The sequence below is a fragment of the Lentzea sp. NPDC020367 genome, assembly GCF_044387305.1.
GTDB lineage: Bacteria > Actinomycetota > Actinomycetes > Mycobacteriales > Pseudonocardiaceae > Lentzea.
Map to the genome: position 1 here is coordinate 484126 of NZ_JBIRVV010000003.1, position 20668 is coordinate 504793.

The 20668-nt window shown below is 67.8% G+C and carries 21 protein-coding genes; 18 read left to right on the forward strand and 3 right to left on the reverse strand.

The annotated features are described in order from the left end of the window. Positions 1-55 precede the first annotated feature (55 nt). Positions 56-808 (reverse strand): hypothetical protein, encoded by a 753-nt coding sequence (locus ACH413_RS14625; protein WP_360049232.1) that lies wholly within the window; start codon positions 806-808, stop codon positions 56-58. Positions 809-1062: 254 nt separating this feature from the next. Here ACH413_RS14625 and ACH413_RS14630 point away from each other — a divergent pair, with 254 nt between their 5' ends. The 4 genes from ACH413_RS14630 to ACH413_RS14645 are packed head-to-tail and all read left to right on the forward strand — an operon-like array spanning position 1063 to position 3149. Beyond that, complete coding sequence (locus tag ACH413_RS14630; protein WP_012782996.1) at positions 1063-1551, forward strand: CarD family transcriptional regulator; 489 nt, start codon at positions 1063-1065, stop codon at positions 1549-1551. A 43-nt stretch (positions 1552-1594) separates the two neighbouring features. Then, entirely contained in the window at positions 1595-2284 is a 690-nt protein-coding gene (gene ispD, locus ACH413_RS14635) for a 2-C-methyl-D-erythritol 4-phosphate cytidylyltransferase (protein WP_360049230.1), read from the forward strand. Beyond that, entirely contained in the window at positions 2284-2751 is a 468-nt protein-coding gene (gene ispF / locus ACH413_RS14640; RefSeq protein ID WP_360049228.1) for a 2-C-methyl-D-erythritol 2,4-cyclodiphosphate synthase, read from the forward strand. Before ispD ends, ispF begins: the two co-directional genes overlap by 1 nt. Positions 2752-2756: 5 nt before the next feature. After that, a complete protein-coding gene (locus ACH413_RS14645) occupies positions 2757-3149 on the forward strand; it encodes a PPOX class F420-dependent oxidoreductase (RefSeq protein WP_360049227.1) in 393 nt (130 codons plus the stop codon). Positions 3150-3154: 5 nt separating this feature from the next. Here the strand turns inward: ACH413_RS14645 and ACH413_RS14650 are convergent, their stop codons facing one another. After that, entirely contained in the window at positions 3155-3451 is a 297-nt protein-coding gene (locus ACH413_RS14650) for a DUF6191 domain-containing protein (RefSeq protein WP_360049226.1), read from the reverse strand. Between the two features lie 53 nt (positions 3452-3504). Here ACH413_RS14650 and ACH413_RS14655 point away from each other — a divergent pair, with 53 nt between their 5' ends. The 10 genes from ACH413_RS14655 (at position 3505) to ACH413_RS14700 (ending at position 16625) form a co-directional block, all read left to right on the forward strand. Then, positions 3505-4449, forward strand: a complete 945-nt coding sequence (locus tag ACH413_RS14655) for a TIR domain-containing protein (protein WP_360049225.1) — start codon at positions 3505-3507, stop codon at positions 4447-4449. A 25-nt stretch (positions 4450-4474) separates the two neighbouring features. Next, a complete protein-coding gene (locus tag ACH413_RS14660) occupies positions 4475-5098 on the forward strand; it encodes an HAD-IA family hydrolase (RefSeq protein ID WP_360049223.1) in 624 nt (207 codons plus the stop codon). Continuing rightward, positions 5095-6489: a cysteine--tRNA ligase gene (gene cysS, locus ACH413_RS14665; RefSeq protein ID WP_360049221.1), complete on the forward strand. Its 1395-nt coding sequence runs from the start codon at positions 5095-5097 to the stop codon at positions 6487-6489. Before ACH413_RS14660 ends, cysS begins: the two co-directional genes overlap by 4 nt. Positions 6490-6494: 5 nt before the next feature. Beyond that, on the forward strand, positions 6495-7466 hold the full coding sequence (gene rlmB / locus ACH413_RS14670; protein WP_360049220.1) for a 23S rRNA (guanosine(2251)-2'-O)-methyltransferase RlmB: 972 nt from the start codon (positions 6495-6497) through the stop codon (positions 7464-7466). A gap of 590 nt (positions 7467-8056) precedes the next feature. Further along, positions 8057-9283: an MFS transporter gene (locus ACH413_RS14675; protein WP_360049219.1), complete on the forward strand. Its 1227-nt coding sequence runs from the start codon at positions 8057-8059 to the stop codon at positions 9281-9283. Between the two features lie 319 nt (positions 9284-9602). Further along, positions 9603-10961, forward strand: coding sequence for a GGDEF domain-containing protein (locus ACH413_RS14680; RefSeq protein ID WP_360049217.1), 1359 nt, complete (start codon positions 9603-9605; stop codon positions 10959-10961). 870 nt (positions 10962-11831) lie between these two features. Next, the gene (locus ACH413_RS14685) at positions 11832-12443 is read left to right on the forward strand and encodes an FABP family protein (RefSeq protein ID WP_330272083.1); all 612 of its coding nucleotides are present in this window, start codon (positions 11832-11834) and stop codon (positions 12441-12443) included. A 115-nt stretch (positions 12444-12558) separates the two neighbouring features. Next, positions 12559-13146, forward strand: a complete 588-nt coding sequence (gene pxpB, locus ACH413_RS14690; RefSeq protein WP_360041057.1) for a 5-oxoprolinase subunit PxpB — start codon at positions 12559-12561, stop codon at positions 13144-13146. Next, positions 13143-14006, forward strand: a complete 864-nt coding sequence (locus tag ACH413_RS14695) for a biotin-dependent carboxyltransferase family protein (RefSeq protein ID WP_360041054.1) — start codon at positions 13143-13145, stop codon at positions 14004-14006. Before pxpB ends, ACH413_RS14695 begins: the two co-directional genes overlap by 4 nt. An 84-nt stretch (positions 14007-14090) precedes the next feature. After that, entirely contained in the window at positions 14091-16625 is a 2535-nt protein-coding gene (locus ACH413_RS14700; RefSeq protein WP_360041051.1) for a glycosyl hydrolase family 18 protein, read from the forward strand. A 1-nt stretch (position 16626) separates the two neighbouring features. Here the strand turns inward: ACH413_RS14700 and ACH413_RS14705 are convergent, their stop codons facing one another. Next, positions 16627-17469 carry an aminodeoxychorismate lyase gene (locus ACH413_RS14705; protein ID WP_360041048.1) on the reverse strand — a complete coding sequence of 281 codons (843 nt, stop codon included), beginning with the start codon at positions 17467-17469 and terminating at the stop codon, positions 16627-16629. 71 nt (positions 17470-17540) lie between these two features. Here ACH413_RS14705 and ACH413_RS14710 point away from each other — a divergent pair, with 71 nt between their 5' ends. The 4 genes from ACH413_RS14710 to ACH413_RS14725 all read left to right on the forward strand — a co-directional run bounded on the left by ACH413_RS14710 (position 17541) and on the right by ACH413_RS14725 (position 20625). Then, entirely contained in the window at positions 17541-17930 is a 390-nt protein-coding gene (locus tag ACH413_RS14710; RefSeq protein WP_177320500.1) for a transcriptional repressor, read from the forward strand. Then, on the forward strand, positions 17927-18988 hold the full coding sequence (locus ACH413_RS14715) for a folate-binding protein (RefSeq protein WP_360041045.1): 1062 nt from the start codon (positions 17927-17929) through the stop codon (positions 18986-18988). The genes ACH413_RS14710 and ACH413_RS14715 overlap by 4 nt, the downstream gene beginning before the upstream one ends. 182 nt (positions 18989-19170) lie before the next feature. Then, positions 19171-19995: a 3-keto-5-aminohexanoate cleavage protein gene (locus ACH413_RS14720; RefSeq protein ID WP_360041042.1), complete on the forward strand. Its 825-nt coding sequence runs from the start codon at positions 19171-19173 to the stop codon at positions 19993-19995. Positions 19996-20055: 60 nt separating this feature from the next. Further along, positions 20056-20625: an aerial mycelium formation protein gene (locus ACH413_RS14725; protein ID WP_360041039.1), complete on the forward strand. Its 570-nt coding sequence runs from the start codon at positions 20056-20058 to the stop codon at positions 20623-20625. Positions 20626-20668 lie beyond the last annotated feature (43 nt).

Consider the following 20668-nt stretch of genomic DNA (forward strand, 5'->3'; position numbering starts at 1 on the left):
AACGAGAAACGCCGCCCCCTGAAGCCAGGGGGCGGCGTTCTCACGTCTCTGAGGCTCAGTGGCCCGAGTCGTGGCCCTCGCTCGTGCGCTTGTGCTCGGACGGCGCCACGGGCACCTCCAGCGTCACGGAGCCGGCCTTCTCGAACAGGAACGTGACCTTGACGGTCTGGGCCGCCACCACGTCGCGGTTCAGCTTCTTGAGGGTGCAGCGGATCTCCAGCACCTCGAGGCTCGGGTCGACCGCGGCCGACGACGAGGTCGGCGCGACGGAGGAACCCGACGGGCGGCCGCTCGACGACGCGCCCGAGGACGGCGACACGTTCGAGGACGACACGTTCGAGGACGGGGCACCGGACGACGGCGTCACCGACGAGGACGGGTTCGACGACGGGGCACCCGAGGTCGGCACGACCGACGAGGACGAGGCAGCGGACGACGACGGCGAAGAGGACTTCACCGGCGCCTTCGAGGCGTCGTACTCGGCCCGCAGCGCGTACTGCGCCGGGATGTCCTTCGAGCCGACGATCTCGGCCTCGGCTTCCGAGGCCTCCGACTTGACCGACAGCAGCTTGTCCGGGGCTGAGCCCGAGTTCGCGATGACGAACGTCAGCGGCACGTCGTCGCCTTCGCGGTACCGGTTGCCGTCCGGCGGGAAAGCGAGCATGACGTTGCGCACCGCGATGGGGCCCGCGTTGCCGCTCGCACCGTCGACGGCGGCGACCTGGGTGTCGGTCTGGGTGATCTGACCGGCGCTGCAGCCGACCGCCACCAGGCCGAGGCCCGCGGCCAGCGCTGCCGTCACGATCATCCGGCGAGACACTCCTGAATTCACGGCTCCAGCGTCCTTCCTAGGGAACAACCACCAGGCAAGGAGCCTAACCGGGACCCGAATCGAGGACGCGACGGGATGCCAGTCGATCTTCGATGAGACGTACCTTGCACGCGAACAGGTGGTTTGTCAACCCCCCGCATGGCCCTGACCAGCACTAACGGATCATCGAGCAGCGATCGAAGGGTTGCCGGACGTGTTAGGATGGAGGCATCGAAAGGGGCAGAGGACACATGGTTTTCAAGGTCGGAGAGACCGTCGTCTACCCGCACCACGGTGCCGCTCTCATCGAAGCAATCGAGACCCGCGTGATCAAGGGCGAGGAGAAGAAGTACCTCGTTCTCAAGGTAGCGCAGGGCGACCTCACCGTTCGGGTTCCCGCTGACAACGCCGAAATCGTAGGCGTGCGTGACGTTGTCGGCCAGGAAGGGCTCGACAAGGTTTTCGAGGTCTTGCGTGCTCCCCACACCGAGGAGCCGACCAACTGGTCTCGGCGGTACAAGGCCAATCTTGAGAAGCTCGCCTCCGGCGATGTGAACAAGGTTGCGGAAGTGGTGCGCGACCTCTGGCGGCGCGAGAAGGATCGCGGGCTGTCCGCCGGCGAGAAGCGGATGCTGGCGAAGGCGCGGCAGATACTGGTCAGCGAGCTTGCGCTGGCCGAGGGCACCGACGAGGACAAGGCCGAGGTTCTCCTCGACGAAGTTCTCGCCACCGCCTCGTAGTTTCTTTCAACAAACAATCAGAGCATCGGACTTAGTCGCGAACATGAGTGTTGTCGCGCTCGTGCCCGCGGCAGGGCGAGGTGAGCGTCTGGGCTACGGGATGCCCAAGGCGCTCGTGCCGGTCAACGGCGTTCCGCTGTTGACTCGTGCCGTGCGAGGTCTGTTCGAGTCAGGCCAGGTTCAGCACGTCGTCATCGCAGCTCCACCGTCCGATGTGGACTTGGTGCACACCGCTACCGCCTCGCTGGCTCCGGCCGGCGGGGCGGTGCACGTGCTTTCAGGGGGCGCGCAGCGCACCGACTCGGTGCGGCTCGCCCTCGAACACGCGCTCCGCGTGATTCCGGACACCTCGATCGTGCTGGTCCACGACGCTGCTCGTGCCTTCACCCCTCCCGAGGTCATCGCCGCCGTCGTCGCCGCTGTGCGAGGCGGGTTCGACGCCGTCATCCCCGTACTTCCGGTCGCCGACACGATCAAGCAGGTGGACGAGGTCGGAGTGGTCGTCTCCACACCTGATCGAGCCGGCCTGCGGGTCGTGCAGACCCCGCAGGGTTTCCGCGCCGAGACTCTCAAAGCCGCCTATTGCTCCGGTATCGCCGCGACTGACGACGCTGGTCTCGTGGAGAAGAACGGTGTCGCCGTCCACACGGTTCCCGGCCACGCGCACGCCATGAAGATCACCACCCCGTTCGACCTCGCGGTCGCGGAAGCACTGTTCAGCGGAGGCAGGTAGTGAGGATCGGCCAGGGCGTCGACGTCCACCCGATCGAGTCGGGCCGGGAGTGCTGGATCGCCGGTCTGCTGTGGGAGGGCGTCGACGGTTGCGCCGGCCACTCCGACGGCGACGTGGCCTCACACGCCCTGTGCGACGCGCTGCTGTCCGCGGCGGGCCTGGGTGACCTGGGCGCCGTCTTCGGCACCTCGGACCCGCGCTGGTCGGGCGCGCACGGCGTGGTCCTGCTCACGGAGGTGCGCCGCCTCGTCGAAGAGGCCGGTTTCCGTGTGGGGAACGCCACAGTGCAGGTGATCGGCAACGAGCCGCGCATCGGCAAGCGCCGCGAAGAAGCCCAGAAAACGCTTTCCGACGCGATCGGCGGCCCGGTCTCGGTCGCCGGCACCACCACGGACGGCCTGGGTCTCACAGGGCGAAACGAGGGCATCGCCGCGATCGCGACAGCCCTGCTGTTCCCCGTAGCCTGACGAACATGGCCACGCTTTCAGAAACGCAGCGCGAACTCCTCGACAGCCCGAACTACGCCACGGTCGCGACGCTGACCAAGGACGGCAGCCCGCAGACCTCGGTCGTCTGGATCAAGCGCGACGGCGACGACGTGCTGTTCTCCACCGTCGTGGGCCGGGCGAAGGAGCGCCACCTGCGCAACGACCCGCGGGTGAGCATCACCGTCATCAACAAGGACAACCCGTACCAGTACAGCGAGTTCCGCGGTGACGCGGCGCTGACCACCGAGGGCGGCGCCGAGCTCATCAACGAGCTGTCGCACAAGTACCTCGGCAAGGACTACCCCGGCGACGCAGGCACGGACAACGTCCGCGTGATCGTCCGTGTGAAGGTCGCCAAGACCACCGGCAACGCCTAGAGCCGTTAACTCCGCTGCCTCTGCGCGGGCACGTTGAGCACGGCACGGCCGCCGTCGAGGTCCACCCGGCTTCGCGGCGGCGCGCCGTCCCCCTCGTCGTCGCGCAGCAGCCGTTCCTCCTTGCGGAACTCGATCTCCTCGCGCTTGCCTGCCTCGAACGTCGCGCCGAGCTCACCGATCCCGGCCGCGGACATCGGCGTGCCCTTCTTCTTCCCCCGCATGAAGCGCTCGACCACGGCGAGCACGAACAACGCCGCCACCAACGCGGGTAACGACATCGCGAACAGGTACCCCAGGCTCATGCCTGGACAACTCCCCGTACGTCGGTGTGGTTCCCGCCACTAACATGCGCCTCGTGCCCAAGTACGACGTTTGTCTCTCCTTCGCCGGCGAAGACCGCCCCTACGTCGACGAGGTGGCCCGCCACCTCACCGAGCTGGGCGTCTCCCGTTTCTACGACACCGACGAGCAGGCCGATCTCTGGGGCAAGAACCTCGTCGAGCACCTGGACCAGATCTACCGCCACGACTCGCGCTTCTGCGTGATGTTCATTTCGGAGGCCTACGCCAGGAAGATGTGGACGAAGCACGAGCGGCAGTCCGCGTTCGACCGCGCCCTGGTCTCCGACACCGAGTACGTGCTGCCCGTGCGCTTCGACGACACCGAGATCCCCGCGCTGCGCGTCGGCACCGGGTACCTGGACATCCGCAACCGCACGCCGCGCGAGCTGGCCGAGATGATCGCGAAGAAGGTCGGTGCCGCGGTCGCCGGGCCGAAGCCGGGCTGGGAGTACCAGCTGTTCGCCGACACCGTGGGGCTGCACATGCGCAACCTCAAGGACAAGCGGATCAGCCACGAGATGGGCAGTGTCAAGCCGAAGCGCATGATCACGGCGGACGTGGACGCGCTGGACACCTTCATGGCGCGCAGCCGCACGTTCGACGGCATCATCAACGGCATCGCGGACCTGCTCTCCCCCGGCCGGCTGCAGATGGCGTTCGGCCCGGCAGGCCGGCCCGGCGACAGCGACAAGATCAAGTACCTGGCCAACAACTTCGTGGAGCAGTACGAGAACCTGCTCGACTGGTCGGCCGACCTGCGCGGTACCACGACGCCGGACCGCTTCACCGCGCTCTACAAGGCCGCCGCACAGCTCGCCGACGAGCCGCTCAAGCAGATCGAGCGGTTCGCGGAGGAGTTCGCGGCCGCCAGCGACCGCGGCGCGGGCGACCTGCAGCTGACCCTGTCCTACGACGCCTCGCTGGTCGAGGCCGAGCTCAAAAAGGTCCAGACCACCTAGCGATCCGGCACGTAGAGTCGGGGGCGTGACGATCCGCGCCGCGCTCTTCGACTTCTCCGGCACGCTGTTCCGGCTCGAACACCCCGAGCTGGAGTCCAACGGTGCCCTGATGCGTGCCCTCACCGCCCCGGTCGGCATCGCCGACGGGATGGACCCCGAACTGGCCGACGGCTGGCACCGGCGTGACCTCGACCCCGACGTGCACCGCTGGGTGCACGTGAAGGTCCTCGAGGACGCGCTGGTGCCCGACGCCGAGGCCTTCTACGACAAGCTGCTGCACCCCGAGTCCTGGCAGCCCTACCCGGACACCAGGGCGACGCTGGAACACCTCAGGGACGTCCCCGTCGCGGTCGTCAGCAACATCGGCTGGGACATCCGCAGCGTGTTCGAGCTGCATGGCCTCACGCACCTCGTGGACGAGTTCGTGCTGTCCTACGAAGAAGGCGTCATCAAGCCGGACCCGAAGATCTTCACCACCGCGTGCGAACGGCTGGGCGTCGATCCCCGCAATGCCGTGATGGTCGGCGACAGCGAGGAGGCGGACGGCGGAGCGGAGTCGATCGGTTGCTCCTTCCGGCTCGTCAACCCGGTTCCGACGAGTGACCGCCCGACCGCTCTTTTGGATGTGGCCCGTACCATTCCCGTGTGAGCCTCCACATCTACGACACCGCGAGCCGGTCCATGCGGGAGTTCCACCCGCAGGTCAACGGAACGGCGTCGATCTACGTGTGTGGGGCGACCGTGCAGGGCGTGCCGCACATCGGGCACGTCCGCAGCGGCCTGAACTTCGACGTGCTGCGCCGCTGGCTCGCCCGTGACGGCGCCGACGTCACGCTGGTCCGCAACGTCACCGACATCGACGACAAGATCCTCACCAAGGCCGCTGACCACGGCAGGCCCTGGTGGGAGTGGGCGTACACGCACGAGCGCGCCTTCGAGGACGCCTACGACGCGCTGGGCTGCCTGCCGCCGTCGTACGCGCCGCGCGCCACCGGCCACGTCACGCAGATGGTCGAACTGATGCAGCGGCTGATCGACAAGGGCCACGCCTACGACGTCGACGGTGACGTCTACTTCGACGTGCGCTCGTTCCCCGAGTACGGCGCGCTGTCCGGGCAACGGCTCGACGGCGTGGAACAGGGCGAGACGGCGGTGCGCGGCAAGCGCGACCCGCGCGACTTCACGCTGTGGAAGGCCGCCAAGCCCGGTGAGCCGTCCTGGCCGACCCCGTGGGGCGACGGCAGGCCCGGCTGGCACCTGGAGTGCTCGGCGATGGCCACGGCGTACCTCGGCGGCACGTTCGACATCCACGGCGGCGGGCTCGACCTGATCTTCCCGCACCACGAGAACGAGCAGGCCCAGTCCCGCGCGGCCGGCGACGGCTTCGCGAACTACTGGATGCACAACTACTGGGTGACGCTGTCGGGCGAGAAGATGGCCAAGTCGCTCGGCAACACCGTGTCCATCCCCGCGATGCTGGACAAGGTCCGCGCGCAGGAGCTGCGGTACTACCTGGTGGCGCCGCACTACCGCTCGCACATCGAGTACTCCGAGGAGGCGTTGCAGGAGGCGGTGTCGGCTTACAACCGCATCGAGTCCTTCCTGCGGCGCACCGTCGAACGCGTCGGCCCGATCGAGCTCCGTGGTGACATGTGCCCGGACTTCGTGGTCGCGATGGACAACGACCTGAACACGCCCCAAGCCGTGGCAGCGCTGCACAACAAGGTGCGCCAGGGCAACACGGCACTCGCCGACGGCGACCACGAGACGGCCAGGGCGGCCGCCGAGTGCGTGCGCCGGATGGCTGACATCCTCGGCGTCGACCCGTTGTCGCCGAAGTGGAACGACGCGTCGTCTGCCGATCTCGGCATGCGACAGGCGTTGACCACCCTGGTGGATCGACTTCTCGTCGAACGCCAGGAAGCCCGCAAGAGCAGGGATTTCGCGCGCTCTGACGCATTGCGCGACCAGCTGCACGACGCGGGCATCGCCGTCGAGGACACCCCCGACGGTCCGCAGTGGACTTTGAAGGACGACTGACTTCCGTGGCTGGCAATTCCAAGCGCAAGGGCGCGATGCGCAATCCGGGCTCGAAGAAGGGCGCGGTCGTCGGCTCCGGCGGGCAGAAGTCCAAGGGCCTGACCGGCAAGGGCCCGACGCCGAAGGCGACCGAGCGCCCGAACCACCCCGCCTACAAGCGGGCCAAGGTGGCGGCGAAGACCGACGCGGCCAAGACGCAGCGCCGGCACACCAAGGAGAAGGCCTCCGCCGAGACCGTGGCGGGCCGCAACCCCGTCGTGGAGTGTCTGCGCGCGGGCACGCCCGCGACGGCGCTGTACGTGGCTCTGGGCATCGACGCGGACGACCGCGTGGCCGAGGCCGTGCGCCTGGCCGCCGACCGCGGTATCACCGTGCTGGAGGTGGCCCGCGGCGAACTCGACCGGATCACCGGCGGTGCGATGCACCAGGGCCTCGGCCTGCAGGTGCCGCCGTTCGAGTACGCGACCCCGGACGAGCTGCTCGAGCTCGCTCAGCGCGCCACCACGCCGCCGTTGCTGGTGGCGCTGGACGGCGTGACGGACCCGCGCAACCTGGGCGCTGTCGTGCGTTCGGCGGCGGCGTTCGGCGCTCAGGGCGTCGTGGTGCCGCAGCGGCGCAGCGCGTCGATGACGGCGGTGGCCTGGCGCACCAGCGCGGGCACGGCCGCCAAGATCCCGATCGCGATGGCCACGAACCTCACCCGCACGCTGCGCGACTGGGCGGAGGCGGGACTGATGATCGTCGGCCTCGACGCCGACGGTGACGTGGACGTGGACGGTCTGGACCTCGCGACGGGCCCGCTCGTCGTCGTGGTGGGCTCGGAAGGCCGCGGCCTCGGCCGTCTGGTCAAGGAGACGTGCGACCAGACCGTGTCGATCCCGATGGCCAAGGGCGTCGAGTCGCTCAACGCCTCGGTCGCGTCCGGTGTCGTGCTGGCCGAGATCGCGCGGCGCCGCCGCATCGACGCCAAGGGCTGACGCGTTACCCGGCTTGTCTGACGGTTGCCTGACGTTATCGACTAGTTCGCGACGCTAAGCGCCTTCATTCGCCGACGTTAGTGATCGTTTTCCTCGCCTGCGAAACCGGTTTCGTTACGCGGGCGAGGAAACGGGATCTCCACACTTGCCAGAACTTCAAGACCGATCAGGATGACAAACGGCGTGGCCTATTCCGCGCCACTCCCGGGCGCGGGTACCTTCGTCTCGATCGCAATTCGCCTGTTTCGCCAGGTCGGAGCCGGTGCAGGTTGCTCCGGTCGGCGGAGCGCGAGACACCCGTTTGGCACCGGCTGACACACAGCGTGACCATTTGGGGTCCAATCAGGCGAGGCCGAGGTCAACTGTGAAGAAGATCAGCTCCACGTTTCGCTATTGTAACTACTTTAGGTAACTGGCCTGCTCCGTTTAGGTACACACTGTGGTAGGACAGACGTTGAACGGTCAGACAGCTTCTACCGTGATTGTCGATAGGAATTGATTACCACCGGCGGGGGCGACGTGACTCGGCGTAGAGCGAATCGGGACGTGCCGATTCACCACGCGCGGGGAGCGGCTGCCCGGGGCACCGCATGACGACCCGCGGAGCGCTCCGCGAGCTCGTGGGTTTGCGTGAGTTCCGCGCCATGTGGATCGGCTCGACCGCTTCGACCGCCGGCGACCAGCTCGCGGCGGTCGCATTGTCACTGCTCGTATTCGAGCGAACACAATCCGCTGCCTGGACCGCCCTCACGTGGTCGCTGACGCTGTTCCCGCCGCTGATTTCGGGCCCGTTGCTCGGCTGGGTCGCCGACCGGTTCCCACGACGCACGGTAATGGTGACGACGGCCTGGATGCAGGCCGTGCTCATGGGCGCGATGGCCATTCCCGGCATGCCCCTGTGGGCCATGATCGTGCTGCTCGTGGTGGTTCTGGCGATCTCCTCGCCGTACCTCGCGGCCCAGGAGGCGAGCCTCCCTCACGTACTTCCGCCGAAACGCTATGACGACGGTGTGGCGCTCTTCGGCACGTCCGTCGACATCGCTCAGATGGCGGGCCTCGCCGCCGCCGGATTCCTGGTCGCCCACAGCGGCCCCGGCCTCGCGCTCGGGATCAACGCGGCGACGTTCGCCGCCCTGGCGATCCTCGTGCAGACGTCCGTGAAGCACCGGCCGGCCGCCGATCCGCTGGGCCGCAAGAAGAAGGACGACGAGGAACCGCGCGGTGTGCTCACGCTGATGGTGTCCGAGCCGCGATTGAGGACCCTGCTGGGCGTTCGTCTGCTTGCGGGCCTCGCGATGGTCCCGGAAGGACTCGCGGTGCCGCTGGCGGCGAGCCTGAACGCGGTGTGGGCGGTCGGCCTGATCCTCGCCATCGAACCCGCCGCGAACGTGCTGGGTGTGGCGCTGCTCTTCCGTCTGGTGAGGGATCCGGCGAAGCGAGAACGGCTGATCGGCCCGCTGGCGATCCTGTCGCTGGCCCCGTTGATCATGTTCGCTTTCAACCCGAACCTGACCTGGACGATCGTTTTGCTCGTGATTGCCGGTATAGGCGGGGCTTATCACACACCCGCTCGTTCGGCTTGGATGCGCCTGCTACCCGACCAGTACCGTGGAAGGGCTTATGGCATTGGGCGCGCGGCGTTGCGTTCGAGCCAGGGCGGTGGAATGGCGCTGGCCGGTGTCGTCGCTCATTCGATCGGATCGGTGACGGCCACGATCGCCGGCGCGGGCGGCATCGGACTGCTGCTCGCGACGCAGGCAACCTTCGCCTGGCGGCGTGCTCGAGGTCGCAACGACACGAAGGCGGTGGCAATCTGAAACAGAACGGTCACCAATAGCGATATCCGTCGTAGAGGCACCATGATGATCTGGGTGCGAGATTGAAGCCGGGTAGAGGAAGGGTGGCGTTCAGAAGTCTCGGTTGCACATGGAAGGACACCTCCTCGTTGCGACAAGCGGCAGCGTGGTGGTCTACGACCTGGTCAGCGGCGGCTTAGCTCATGACTTGCCATGAGCGTAGGGGGTCGTGGTGAAGAACAGTTTGACTGATCGCAGGCGATCGCGGGCACTCGGCTTGACTCCGATTCGCAACTGGGACCTTTGGACCGTTGCGCCTAGTGCGATCGCATACTTTTTCGTGCTCGAAGCAGCCGTAGCCGTTGCCGCCATCTGGCTGCTGACGAGACTCACCGACGTCGCGACCACCGACTGGCTCCGCTTCGCCGCGCTCATCGCCGCGATCACCATCCACCTGACCGTCGTCCGCAGAGCGGAAGAAGCCCGCCGCAACGAGGCCTCAGGCCCCCACATCGACCTGACCTCGGTCTGGACCTTCGCCGCGGCCGTCGCGCTGCCAGGCGGCCTGGCCGTGATCGCCACGATCTGGATGCGCATCCTGATCCAGCCCATCGCCCGCCGCCAGCCCTACCGCTTCGTCTTCGGCACCGCCTCCATGCTCGCCTCGACCCTCCTGTCCTGGGCACTGGTGCACCTGTCGGGCGTCTCGCTGGCCGCCACCGGGAACATCCCGACGGACCTGAGCCTGGTCCTGATCCTCGCGATAGCCGCCGTCGTCTACTGGTTCGTGCAGGTGATGACCGTCGCGGCCGCGTTCAAGATCGTGACGCCGAACTCGAAGGTCCTCGACTTCCTCGGCTCCAAAGTCGACAACATGCTCGAGATGAGCACCCTCGGCGCCGGCGCAATGCTGGGCATGCTCATGACAAGCCACTGGGTGGGCCCCCTGCTGCTGGCAGTTCCAGTCATCCTGGTCAACGCACTGCTGTCACGCGCGGGCGAACGCCGAACCCACCTGGAACGCCTGCTGCGCGAACAGGAACAGCTCCACCAACGCCTCGCAGCAGACGCTCACACCGACTACCGGACGGGCCTGCTCAACACCAACGGCCTCACCGAGTACGCGGGCCGCCTGGCCGAGCGCTGCCGCCTGGACGGCGAACCGATGACCGTCCTGGTCATCGACCTCGACCACTTCAAGCGCATCAACGACACCTGGGGCCACCCGGCGGGCAACGCCGTCCTGGCCGAGGTGGGCAGAATCCTCCGCGAGAAGCTCCGCCCAGGCGACGTGGCGGGCAGGGACGGCGGCGAGGAGTTCGTAGTAGCGCTGAAGGACACCCCGGTGGCCCAGGGCGTGACGATCGCCGAACGCATCCGCGAGGCCATCGGCTCCCTGGCCGTCCCAACGACGGACAAGCACCGCAACGTGGTCACCCTGTACGGCCGCGAGATCCAGCCCCCAGAACCAGAAGGCGCGTCACTGCAGGCGATCTCGGCGTCCATCGGCGTGGCCGTGATCCCGGACAACGGCCCGGACATGGCCACCGCACAACACTCAGCGGACGCGGCGCTCTACAAGGCCAAGGAGAACGGCCGCAACCAGGTCCGAGTGGCGGGCCTGGACATCCCGCCGCGCCTGATGCCCGCACCGCGCCAGGACGACGTGACCAAGCCGATCACGTCCCGCACGGCCTAGCGCGCACGCTCGCGCAGGGGTCCCCTTGGGTTGAGGATCCCCCGCGACCCAACCTAGCGACGGGGTCTGACGGTCCCGCGAAGCAAGAGCGAGGACGAGGGTGCGAGGACACCGAAGGCAGCTGTCTGGTGAGCTCGCGGGAGCAGACGGCATGCTCGCGCAGGGGTCCCCTTCGAAGTTGGATCCCCCACGACCCAACCTAGCCATCTGGTCTGACACTTCTGCGAAGCGAGCGTGACGGCGTCCGCGAAGCCGAAGGCGAGCAGTCTGAGCGCGCGGTCACGGCAAGCGCCCGCCCACCCGCGATGCCGAAGGCGAGCCGTTCTTACCGTGCGGTCTGGGTGGGGTGGCTTCGTCACGAGTCGTGCCATAGCTCTTGCTGCAGCTAGGAAGGGATGTCAAACGGACACGCTTTTCGTCCGTTTGACATCCCTTCCTAGCTGTGGGCCGCTCTTGGCTCGGCTCGTGACGAAGCCACCCCACCAACGCAACCCTCTACGCAACGCGCCTCCGCCCAAAGCAACAGGCGTGCCATCAACCCGCGCATGGCGTAGACCCCGGCTTTTGATCAGATTGGCGGGGTCTGGGGCGGAGCCCCAGGAATCAGCCGCCACACCAGCACGCAACCCAACCACCTACGGACAACAAACCGGCACCCGCCAACGCAACAGGGGGACGACCCACCCCAACCCGACGCGCACGCCGAAGGCGGGACCCCGGTGTCCTCCACCACCACAACCCTGCACGTCCCAACCAGGGAGATATCCTCTCCACCGTGGAACACATCTTCACCGGACTCCTGGTGCTAGTGACGATCGCCGTAATGTGGTTCGCCGGCTACGTCGTCTACCGCCTCTACTCCGACCAGCGATGACCAGCGGCGACGAGGCCATCCGCCTGGCCGAGGAACGTGCGGCGGCCACGAAGCAGCGCAACCTCCCCCAGTTCACCGACATGCCGATCCCGGCGGACACGGCGAACCTGAGAGAGGGCGCTGACCTCAACGACGCCCTCCTGGGCGTCCTCCCGCTCGTGGGCGTCTGGCGAGGCGAGGGCGAGATCGTCTACCCGACGATCGACGGCCCGTTCCGCTTCGGCCAGCAGATCACCTTCGCCCACGACGGCCGTCCGTTCCTCGTCTACGAGGCCAGGTCGTGGCTGCTCAACGAGGCAGGCGAGGTCATCCGCCCGGCAGCCCGCGAACAGGGTTTCTGGCGTCCGCAGGAAGACGACACGATCGAGCTCCTGCTGACGCACAACACGGGCATCGTCGAGCTGTACTACGGCAAGGTGCGCACGCAGACGTCCTGGGAGTTCGAGACGGACGCGATCATCCGCTCCGCCACGGCCAAGGAGGTCAAGGGCGCGCAGCGGCTGTACGGCGTGGTGAACGGCGACCTCGCGTACGTCGAGGAGCGCGCCATGATGGGCCAGGAGATGCAGCCGCACGCGTCGGCGCACCTCAAGCGCATCGTCGGCTGACCGGCTCGCTGAACGATCCGCTCGCCACACCGCCGCGCTGCCGGATCGCCGGATTGTTGAACGATTCGCGTGTCGGATTGTTCAACAATCCCACGATTCCCCGTAGCATGGGTGCATGCTTCTGCGGCGCTGCGGAACCGACGCGCTCCTGGTCGAGGTCGACTCACTGAGCGAGGTCGCGGCCGTCCGCGCCGCCCTCGCACGACTCGACGGCATCGAGGAGCTCGTCCCGGCCGCGCGAACGGTGCTGGTCAAGGGCGCGCTGAACCAGGTCAGGGACGCACTGAAGACCATCGACCTGACCAAGGCCCCCGCGACGCACCCGCGCGAGATCACCATCCCGGTCAGCTACGACGGCCCGGACCTAGACCTCGTCGCCGAGACGGCCGGCATCACCCCGGACGAGGTGGTCAAGCTCCACACCGAGGCCACCTTCGAGGTCGCGTTCTGCGGCTTCGCACCGGGCTTCGCCTACCTCACCGGCCTCCCGCAGAACCTCCAGCAGCCCAGGCTCGACTCCCCGCGCACGAAGGTCCCGCAGGGCTCGGTCGGCATCGCGGGCGAGTTCACCGCCGCCTATCCACGGCCGACACCGGGCGGCTGGCGACTGATCGGCCGCACCGAGATCACCCTGTTCGACGCCAAGGCCGAGACCCCCGCACTGCTGCAGCCGGGCGACCAGGTCAGGTTCGTGGTGGCATGAACAGCACCACGAACCGCAGCGTCACGATCATCCGAACCGGCCCGCAGGCCCTGATCCAGGACCTGGGCAGGCCGGGCAACGCGCACCTGGGCGTCCCTCCGTCCGGCGCCCTGGACCAGGACTCCCTCAGGCTCGCCAACCGCCTCGTCGGCAACTCCGAAAGAGCAGCCGGACTGGAACTCCTCCTCGGCGGCCTCGCACTCCGAGCGAACTCGAGCTGCACGATCGCCGTCACCGGCCCGTCCACCGAACTCAGGGTCGACGGCCGACTCGCCGACTCCCACCAGCCGATCCACCTCAACCCCGACCAAACGCTGGAGATCGGCACCCCTCAGACCGGCCTGCGCAGCTACCTGGCGATCTCCGGCGGCATCGAAGTACCGGAAGAACTCGGCAGCCGCTCCACCGACCTGCTCTCCGGAATCGGTCCAGACCCGTTGCGGGACAACGACGTCCTGCATCTTGGGACGCCGAGCACACCAAACGGCGCAGATGTCGTGCCGCCCGTCCAGGCACTGCAAACGTTGGTCATCCCGATCCGGCTCGGACCGCGCGACGACTGGTTCGACCAGGCGGAAACCCAGCTGCAGCAAGGATCCTGGACGGTGTCGGACCGCAGCAACCGCGTCGGCGCGCGACTCCAAGGCACAGCACTGAATCGTCGTGACGGGGAGATTCCCAGCGAGGGAATGATCACCGGCGCGGTTCAGGTGCCGCCGGACGGGCAGCCCGTGGTCTTCCTCAACGACCATCCGACGACCGGCGGCTACCCCGTCATCGGCGTGGTGGACAACGATCACCTGCGTTTTCTCGGGCAGGCGCGGCCGGGCACGAAGGTCAGGTTCCGGCCGATCGACTGAGGATCACGCCGTTGACGGAAGTGGTCCAGACCAAATACCGTAACTCCCAGCCGCCGCGGAATCTCTACCAAACTGGAGTTCCGCATGCGCCGGATCCCTGCCCTCCTAGCAGTTCTGATAGCGCTCTTAGCTCTGGCGGTCCCTGCAAACGCCGCCACGGGCATCACCGCGACCTTCTCGCGCACCGGTACGACCGGCAAGTTCGTGGTCGCCAACGCGAGCACGACCGCGCTCAACGGATGGTCGGTCAAGTTCGACCTGCCCGCCGGTGTCACGGCAAGCAGTCCCCAGAACGCGACGATCACCCAGAACGGCACGAGAGTGACGCTCACTCCGGCCTTCTACATCAACAACCTTCCCGCCGGACGCAACACCGAGCCCTACAGCCCGACGTTCACACTGAGCGCCGCGGCCGACCCGACCACCTGCACGATCAACAACATGGCGTGCGACGGCAGCGGCACCGCACCGCCGGCGCCGACCGGGCTGACCGCCGAGTACTCGGTGGCCGGTGGCGCGGCGAAGTTCGTCGTCCGCAACCACTCCGCCGCCGCGGTCACCGACTGGTCGATCTCCTTCACGCTGCCCAACGGCGTAACCGTGAGCAACGGTCAGAACGGCACGGTCGCCCAGAACGGCAACGCGGTCACGATCACCCCTGCGCACTACAACAAGACCATCAACGCCGGCGCGAGCACCGAGCCGTACAGCCCGGCGTTCTCGATCAGCCAGAACGTCGACCCGGTGACGTGCCGGATCAACAACGCCAACTGCGACGGCAGCGCGGACACCCCGCCAAGCACGCCAACGGGTCTCGCCGCACCGACGAAGACCACGCGCACGGTGACGTTGCAGTGGAACGCCTCCACGCCGGGTTCACTGCCGATCGCCGGTTACGACGTCTACAACGGCTCCACACTGGCCGGCAGCTCCACCACGACGTCCACGATCATCACCGGCCTGACCCCGAACACCGCGTACTCCTTCACGGTGCGGGCCAAGGACACCAAGGGAACGCAAAGCGCCCCCAGCGCCGCGCTGAGCGTCACCACCAACAACCCCGCCAGCGACACCACGCCCCCGACCGCGCCAGGCAACCTGCGTTCGACGGCGAAGGACGCGGGCAGCGTCACGCTGGCGTGGAACGCCTCCACGGACAACAGCGGGATCGCGAACTACGACGTCTACGTGGGCTCGACCGTGAAGACGACGGTCTCCGGCACGTCGGCCACGGTCAGCGGCCTCTCGCCGTCCACGAACTACACCTTCACCGTCAAGGCACGGGACCTCTACGACAACGTGTCCGCGGCGAGCAACGCGCTGAACGAGCGCACTGGTGACATCGTCGGCGGCTACGCCCGTGTCGGGTACTTCGTGCAGTGGGGCATCTACGGGCGCCAGTACTTCGTGAAGGACATGGACGCCGCGAAGATGACGCACGTCAACTACGCGTTCGGCAACATCGACCCGGTCAACCTGACGTGTCTGCACGGCGTCACGAAGGGCACGAGCCCGAACCCGCAGGACCCGAACCAGGGTGACGGCGCGGGCGACGCGGAAGCCGACTACAGCAGGCCGATGAGCGCGTCGCAGTCCGTGGACGGTGTCGCGGACAGCGGCTGGGAACCGTTGCGCGGCAACTACAACCAGCTCAAGAAGCTCAAGGTGAAGTACCCGAACCTCAAGGTGCTGATCTCGCTCGGCGGTTGGACGTACTCCAAGTACTTCTCCGACGTGGCGGCGACGGACGCGGCGCGCAAGAAGTTCGTGTCGTCGTGCATCGACGTCTACCTCAAGGGAAACCTGCCCGTCTACAACGGCGCCGGCGGACCAGGCACCGCAGCGAACATCTTCGACGGCTTCGACCTCGACTGGGAGTGGCCGGGCGCGGAAGGCCACGCGGGCAACCACTTCGGCCCGCAGGACAAGGTCAACAACACCCTGTTGATCGAGGAGTTCCGCCGGCAGATGGACGCGTACAGCACCACCACGGGCAAGCGCTACCAGCTCACGGCGTTCACCCCGGCCGACCCCGGCAAGATCGCGGCGGGCTGGGAACTCGGGCGGGTGGCGCAGTCGATGGACATCTTCAACGTCCAGGGCTACGACTTCCACGGCTCCGGCAGCGACAACTCGTGGGAGCCGAACCGGACCGGCCACCAGGGCAACCTCTACCCGGACCCGGACGACCCCTACACGACCAAGTTCAGCGTGGAGAGCACCGTGCAGGCCTACCTCGACGCCGGGGTGCCGTCGCGCAAGATCACGCTCGGGCTCGCGTTCTACGGCCGCGGCTGGCAGAACGTGGTCAACGGCGGCAAGAACGGTGAGTGGCAGACGGCAGGAGGCGCGGCACCGGGCCAGTTCCCGGAGGAGTCGGGCACCCGCGGGTACGCCAACCTCGTCGCGTCCGTGCCGAACTGCACCGTCTTCCACGACGAGGTGGCCGTGGCGACGTCCTGCTACACCGGCAACCAGTGGTGGACCTTCGACGACGCCTGGTCGATCCAGAAGAAGACCGCGTGGCTCAAGTCGAAGAACCTGCTGGGCGCGATGTTCTGGGAGATGTCGGGCGACCGCGGCCCGTTGATGGCCGCGGTCGACGCCGGACTCCGCTAACTCAGTACTCGGACTCGTACAGGCCCTGCAGCTCGGTCAGCAGGGCCGCCGAGTCGGGCAGCTGCTTGCCGTCCAGCACGTTGACCCGCGTGATCTTGCGGACGCTGGACGCGAGGAACACGCCCTCGGCGTCGTAGAGCTCGCCGGTCTGGATCGGCTCCACGAGCACGGTCCAGCCGGCGCGCTCGGCGGCGCGGAACAACGCGTACTGCGTGGTGCCCGGCAGGATGCCGAGCTTCGACGGCGGCGTGACCAGCGTCTTGCCGCGCACCAGGATCAGCGTCGAGGTCGGGCCCTCGAGCACCGAACCGTCCGACGTGGTGAAGATGACCTCGGCGGCACCGCGGCGCTCTGCCTCGCGCAGTGCGGCCATGTTGATCGCGTACGACAGCGACTTGGCGCCCAGCAGCAGCCACGGCGCGCGGTCGGCGAGGTCCGCGTCGATGCCGCGGTCCAAAGTCACCGCGGACAGGCCCTCGGCGCGCTGCTTGAGCACCTTCGCGCCGATCTCCATGCCGAGTGCGAAACCGGTGGGCGTGCCGTCGCCGCCCTCGACCCCGCGGGTGTAGACGAGCTTGAGGGCGAACTCCTTGCCACCGGCCCAGTTGCCGATGACGAGTTCGACCGCGCGCTCGAACTCCGCACGGGGAGGCGGCGCCATGTCGAGCATGGCCGCGGACCGGTCGAGCCGGTCGAGGTGGGGCGTGAGTTCGCGGGGTTTCCCGTCGACCACGAGGATCGTTTCGAACACACCGTCACCGCGCATGAGACCGAGGTCCTCGACGCGGATCTGCGGCGAGTCGGGGTCAGCGAGGGTTCCGTCGAGCAGTGCCAGCACGCGCATGGAACGAGCCTACTAACATCAGTGATGTGGAGACCGCAAGAGGGCTGCGCAAAACCCTGCACGACCGCGGCATGAGGATGACGCCGCAGCGTCAGCTCGTGCTGGACGCGGTCAGGTCGCTCGAACACGCGACGCCGGAGCAGATCTGTCAGCGCGTCCAGGAGACGGCGCCGACGGTCAACATCACGACGATCTACCGCACGCTCGACCTGCTCGACCGGCTCGGGCTGGTGCGGCACACGCACCTGGGTCACGGCGCGCCGAGCTACTCGGTCGACGACCACCAGCACGTTCACCTGGTGTGCCACGTCTGCGGCTCGATCCAGGAAATCCCGTGCGAGCTTCTCGACCCCCTGGTCGGAACATTGCGGGAGCGCGACGGGTTCGAACTTGATGCAAGCCATCTCGCGCTGTCCGGCACTTGCCGCGACTGTTTGACGCAGGAGCAGGAGACCGAGTGACCCTCCCAGGAGCCGTCCCGCCGCCCGACGATTCCACGGATGCCGGCGTGGCCTGGCACTACGGAGACCCGTTCGCCGAGCAACGATCGGCCGCCCGTTCCGTGGTGGTCGTGGACCGCTCGAACCGCGGTGTGATCGCGATCCCCGGCGAGGACCGGCTCACGTGGCTGCACCAGCTGACGAGCCAGCACTTCGAGCAGCTGGGCGAGGGCGCGGGCACCGAGGCGCTGATCCTCGACGCCCAGGGCCGCCTCGAGCACCACATGGTCGTCGCGAACGTCGGCGGCACGGTGTTCCTCGACGTCGAGAAGGTCGACGACCTGCTGGCGTACCTGAAGAAGATGGTCTTCTGGTCCAAGGTGGAGCCCCGTGACGCCACCGGGGAGTTCGCGCTGCTGACGCTCGTCGGCCCGGACACGCCCGCGCTCCTGGAGAAGCTCGGCATCCCGGTGCCGGCGGACGTGGACGCGCTCGGCGAGGGCTTCGTGCGCAGGACTTCGTGGCCCGGCCAGAACGCGGTCGACCTGCTGGTCCCGCGTGCCGAGCGCGCGGACTGGTGGCAGCGCATCACGGACGCGGGCGCGCGCCCGGCCGGCAGCTACGCGTTCGAGGCGCTGCGGGTCGAGTCGCTGCGGGCCCGCCAGGGCGTCGACACCGACGAACGCACGATCCCGCACGAGGTCGGCTTGATCGACCCGGCCGTGCACCTGAGCAAGGGGTGCTACCGCGGCCAGGAGACGGTCGCGAAGGTCCACAACGTGGGACGCCCGCCCAGGCGAATGCTCCTACTCCACCTGGATGGTTCTGCCGACGCCCAGCCGGAGACCGGTGACCCGGTGACGCTGGACGGGCGCGTGGTCGGCCGGGTGGGCACCGTGACCCTGCACCACGAACTCGGCGCGATCGCGTTGGCGCTGGTCAAGCGGTCTGTACCGATCGACGCCGAGCTCGTCACCGGGGCCCCCGAACGGGAGGTTCCGGCACGAATCGACCCCGACTCGGTGCCCGCGGACACGCCCGGACTGGGCCGGGAAGCTGTTCGCAACCTGAGGGCGTGAGACCAGCGGTCCGGCCACCAGCTTCCACCTGCGCTTTCACCGTTCGGACGGGTGCGTCGTGACACCGCCCCCGCGCCTCCACATCGGGCATGTGGGGGCGCGGGGGCGGTGTTGCGAGGTGCCCTGCTGAGCGCCGGAAGCGACGGTGGAAGTTGGTGGCCGGACCGCTACAGTCCCGGTACATGTCCCTGGGCACGCTGATCACTGTCGCTCCCACCGGAGCGGAGCACGCGAAAGCCGACGTCCCGCAGCTTCCGGTGACCCTGGAAGAGCTGGTCTCGACGGCGCAGACGTGCGAACAGGTCGGCGCGGCGATGATCCACGTCCACATCCGTGGCGAGGACGCGAAGCCGTCGCTGGACCTCGGTCGTCTGAAGGCCACCGTCGAGGCGTTGCGGTCCGAGACGAACCTCGTCGTGCAGCTCTCCACCGGCGGGTCGGTGCACGACCCCGAGTCGGACCGGCTGCGCGTGCTGGAGGCGATGCCGGACTCGGCGTCCTGCACGATGGGCACCGTCAACTTCGGTGACGACGTGTTCATGAACCGCTGGGAGTTCATCGTCTCCCTGCACAAGGGCATGCAGGAGCGCTCGATCGTCCCGGAGTACGAGATCTTCGACATCGGGCAGCTCGCGTCGTTGAAGCGCCTGCTGGACCAGCACGGTCTGCCGGCGGGCGGCCACGTGCACGTCGACTTCGTGATGGGCGTGCCCGGCGGTATGCCCGGTGACGCGGCCACGCTGGTCGCGGCCGTCAACGCGCTGCCGGACGGGGCGACGTTCTCCGCCACCGGGATCGGCCGGACGACCCTGCCCGTGATGTTCACCGCTTTGGGTGCGGGTGGCCACCTCCGAGTGGGTATGGAGGACACCATCAGCTACTCGCGGGGGGTGCCGGTGCGGGACAACGCACAGCTCGTGGCACGTGCCGCAGGTCTCTCCAAGATCGCCCAGCGACCCGCTTTGACACCTGATGAGGCGCGAAAGCTGCTGGGCGTGCACATTTGAGACAAGTTTGGTGCATGGGATGTGTTGGCGGGTGAGGAGGATCTACCGCAGGATGGACACGTGATCGAGGTGCGTCCTGGCGGGCGCCGCCGAATCGACCGGGTGCTCGCCCCCGACTACACGGAGGGCGTCGAGCAGCGCCCGCTCGTCGAGGTGCGCGAACTCCGCGACGAGGCCGCGCAGGAAGAGACAGATCTGTCCTACCTGCGACGGCTGTTGCACGCGCGCATCGACATCGTGCGTGCGGAGCAAGAACGCCGCAGCTCCGGCGGCTCGGCCGTGGTCGAGCAACTGGCCACGATCCTCTCCACGAACGCCGTGGGGCCCGCGACCGGTCTTGGTCGTTATCAGACCCATGAGCCGTCACGTGCTGATGCGCATCAACGGCACGTCGAGGCACTCATCTCCGACGTGGACCTGTCCGACGTGAGCTCGCTGGCCGACGATCGCCTCGGCGACGTGCTGGAGACGCTCATCTCGGAAGAGGCGTCCGTGTCGGTGCGCCGGCGCGAGGTGCAGGTGGTCGTGGACAAGCTCAACGCCGAGATCGCCGCGCGCTACCAGCGCGGGAGTGCCTCGGTGGACGAGCTGCTGGCTGCCGAGCGCGGACACCACCGTCCCAAGAGGTAAGACGAGCGTTCCACTTTCTGAGCAGCCGACCTAGCGTGCCCTC

Coding starts and splice junctions, on each gene's coding strand:
- pxpB (WP_360041057.1), top strand. CDS start 12,559: ATGCTTCTGCGGCGCTGCGGAACCGACGCGCTCCTGGTCGAGGTCGAC.
- ACH413_RS14695 (WP_360041054.1), top strand. CDS start 13,143: ATGAACAGCACCACGAACCGCAGCGTCACGATCATCCGAACCGGCCCG.
- ACH413_RS14625 (WP_360049232.1), bottom strand. CDS start 808: ATGATCGTGACGGCAGCGCTGGCCGCGGGCCTCGGCCTGGTGGCGGTC.
- ACH413_RS14700 (WP_360041051.1), top strand. CDS start 14,091: ATGCGCCGGATCCCTGCCCTCCTAGCAGTTCTGATAGCGCTCTTAGCT.
- ACH413_RS14630 (WP_012782996.1), top strand. CDS start 1,063: ATGGTTTTCAAGGTCGGAGAGACCGTCGTCTACCCGCACCACGGTGCC.
- ACH413_RS14645 (WP_360049227.1), top strand. CDS start 2,757: ATGGCCACGCTTTCAGAAACGCAGCGCGAACTCCTCGACAGCCCGAAC.
- ispD (WP_360049230.1), top strand. CDS start 1,595: ATGAGTGTTGTCGCGCTCGTGCCCGCGGCAGGGCGAGGTGAGCGTCTG.
- ACH413_RS14675 (WP_360049219.1), top strand. CDS start 8,057: ATGACGACCCGCGGAGCGCTCCGCGAGCTCGTGGGTTTGCGTGAGTTC.
- ACH413_RS14710 (WP_177320500.1), top strand. CDS start 17,541: ATGAGGATGACGCCGCAGCGTCAGCTCGTGCTGGACGCGGTCAGGTCG.
- ACH413_RS14685 (WP_330272083.1), top strand. CDS start 11,832: ATGACCAGCGGCGACGAGGCCATCCGCCTGGCCGAGGAACGTGCGGCG.
- ACH413_RS14650 (WP_360049226.1), bottom strand. CDS start 3,451: ATGAGCCTGGGGTACCTGTTCGCGATGTCGTTACCCGCGTTGGTGGCG.
- ACH413_RS14720 (WP_360041042.1), top strand. CDS start 19,171: ATGTCCCTGGGCACGCTGATCACTGTCGCTCCCACCGGAGCGGAGCAC.
- ACH413_RS14705 (WP_360041048.1), bottom strand. CDS start 17,469: ATGCGCGTGCTGGCACTGCTCGACGGAACCCTCGCTGACCCCGACTCG.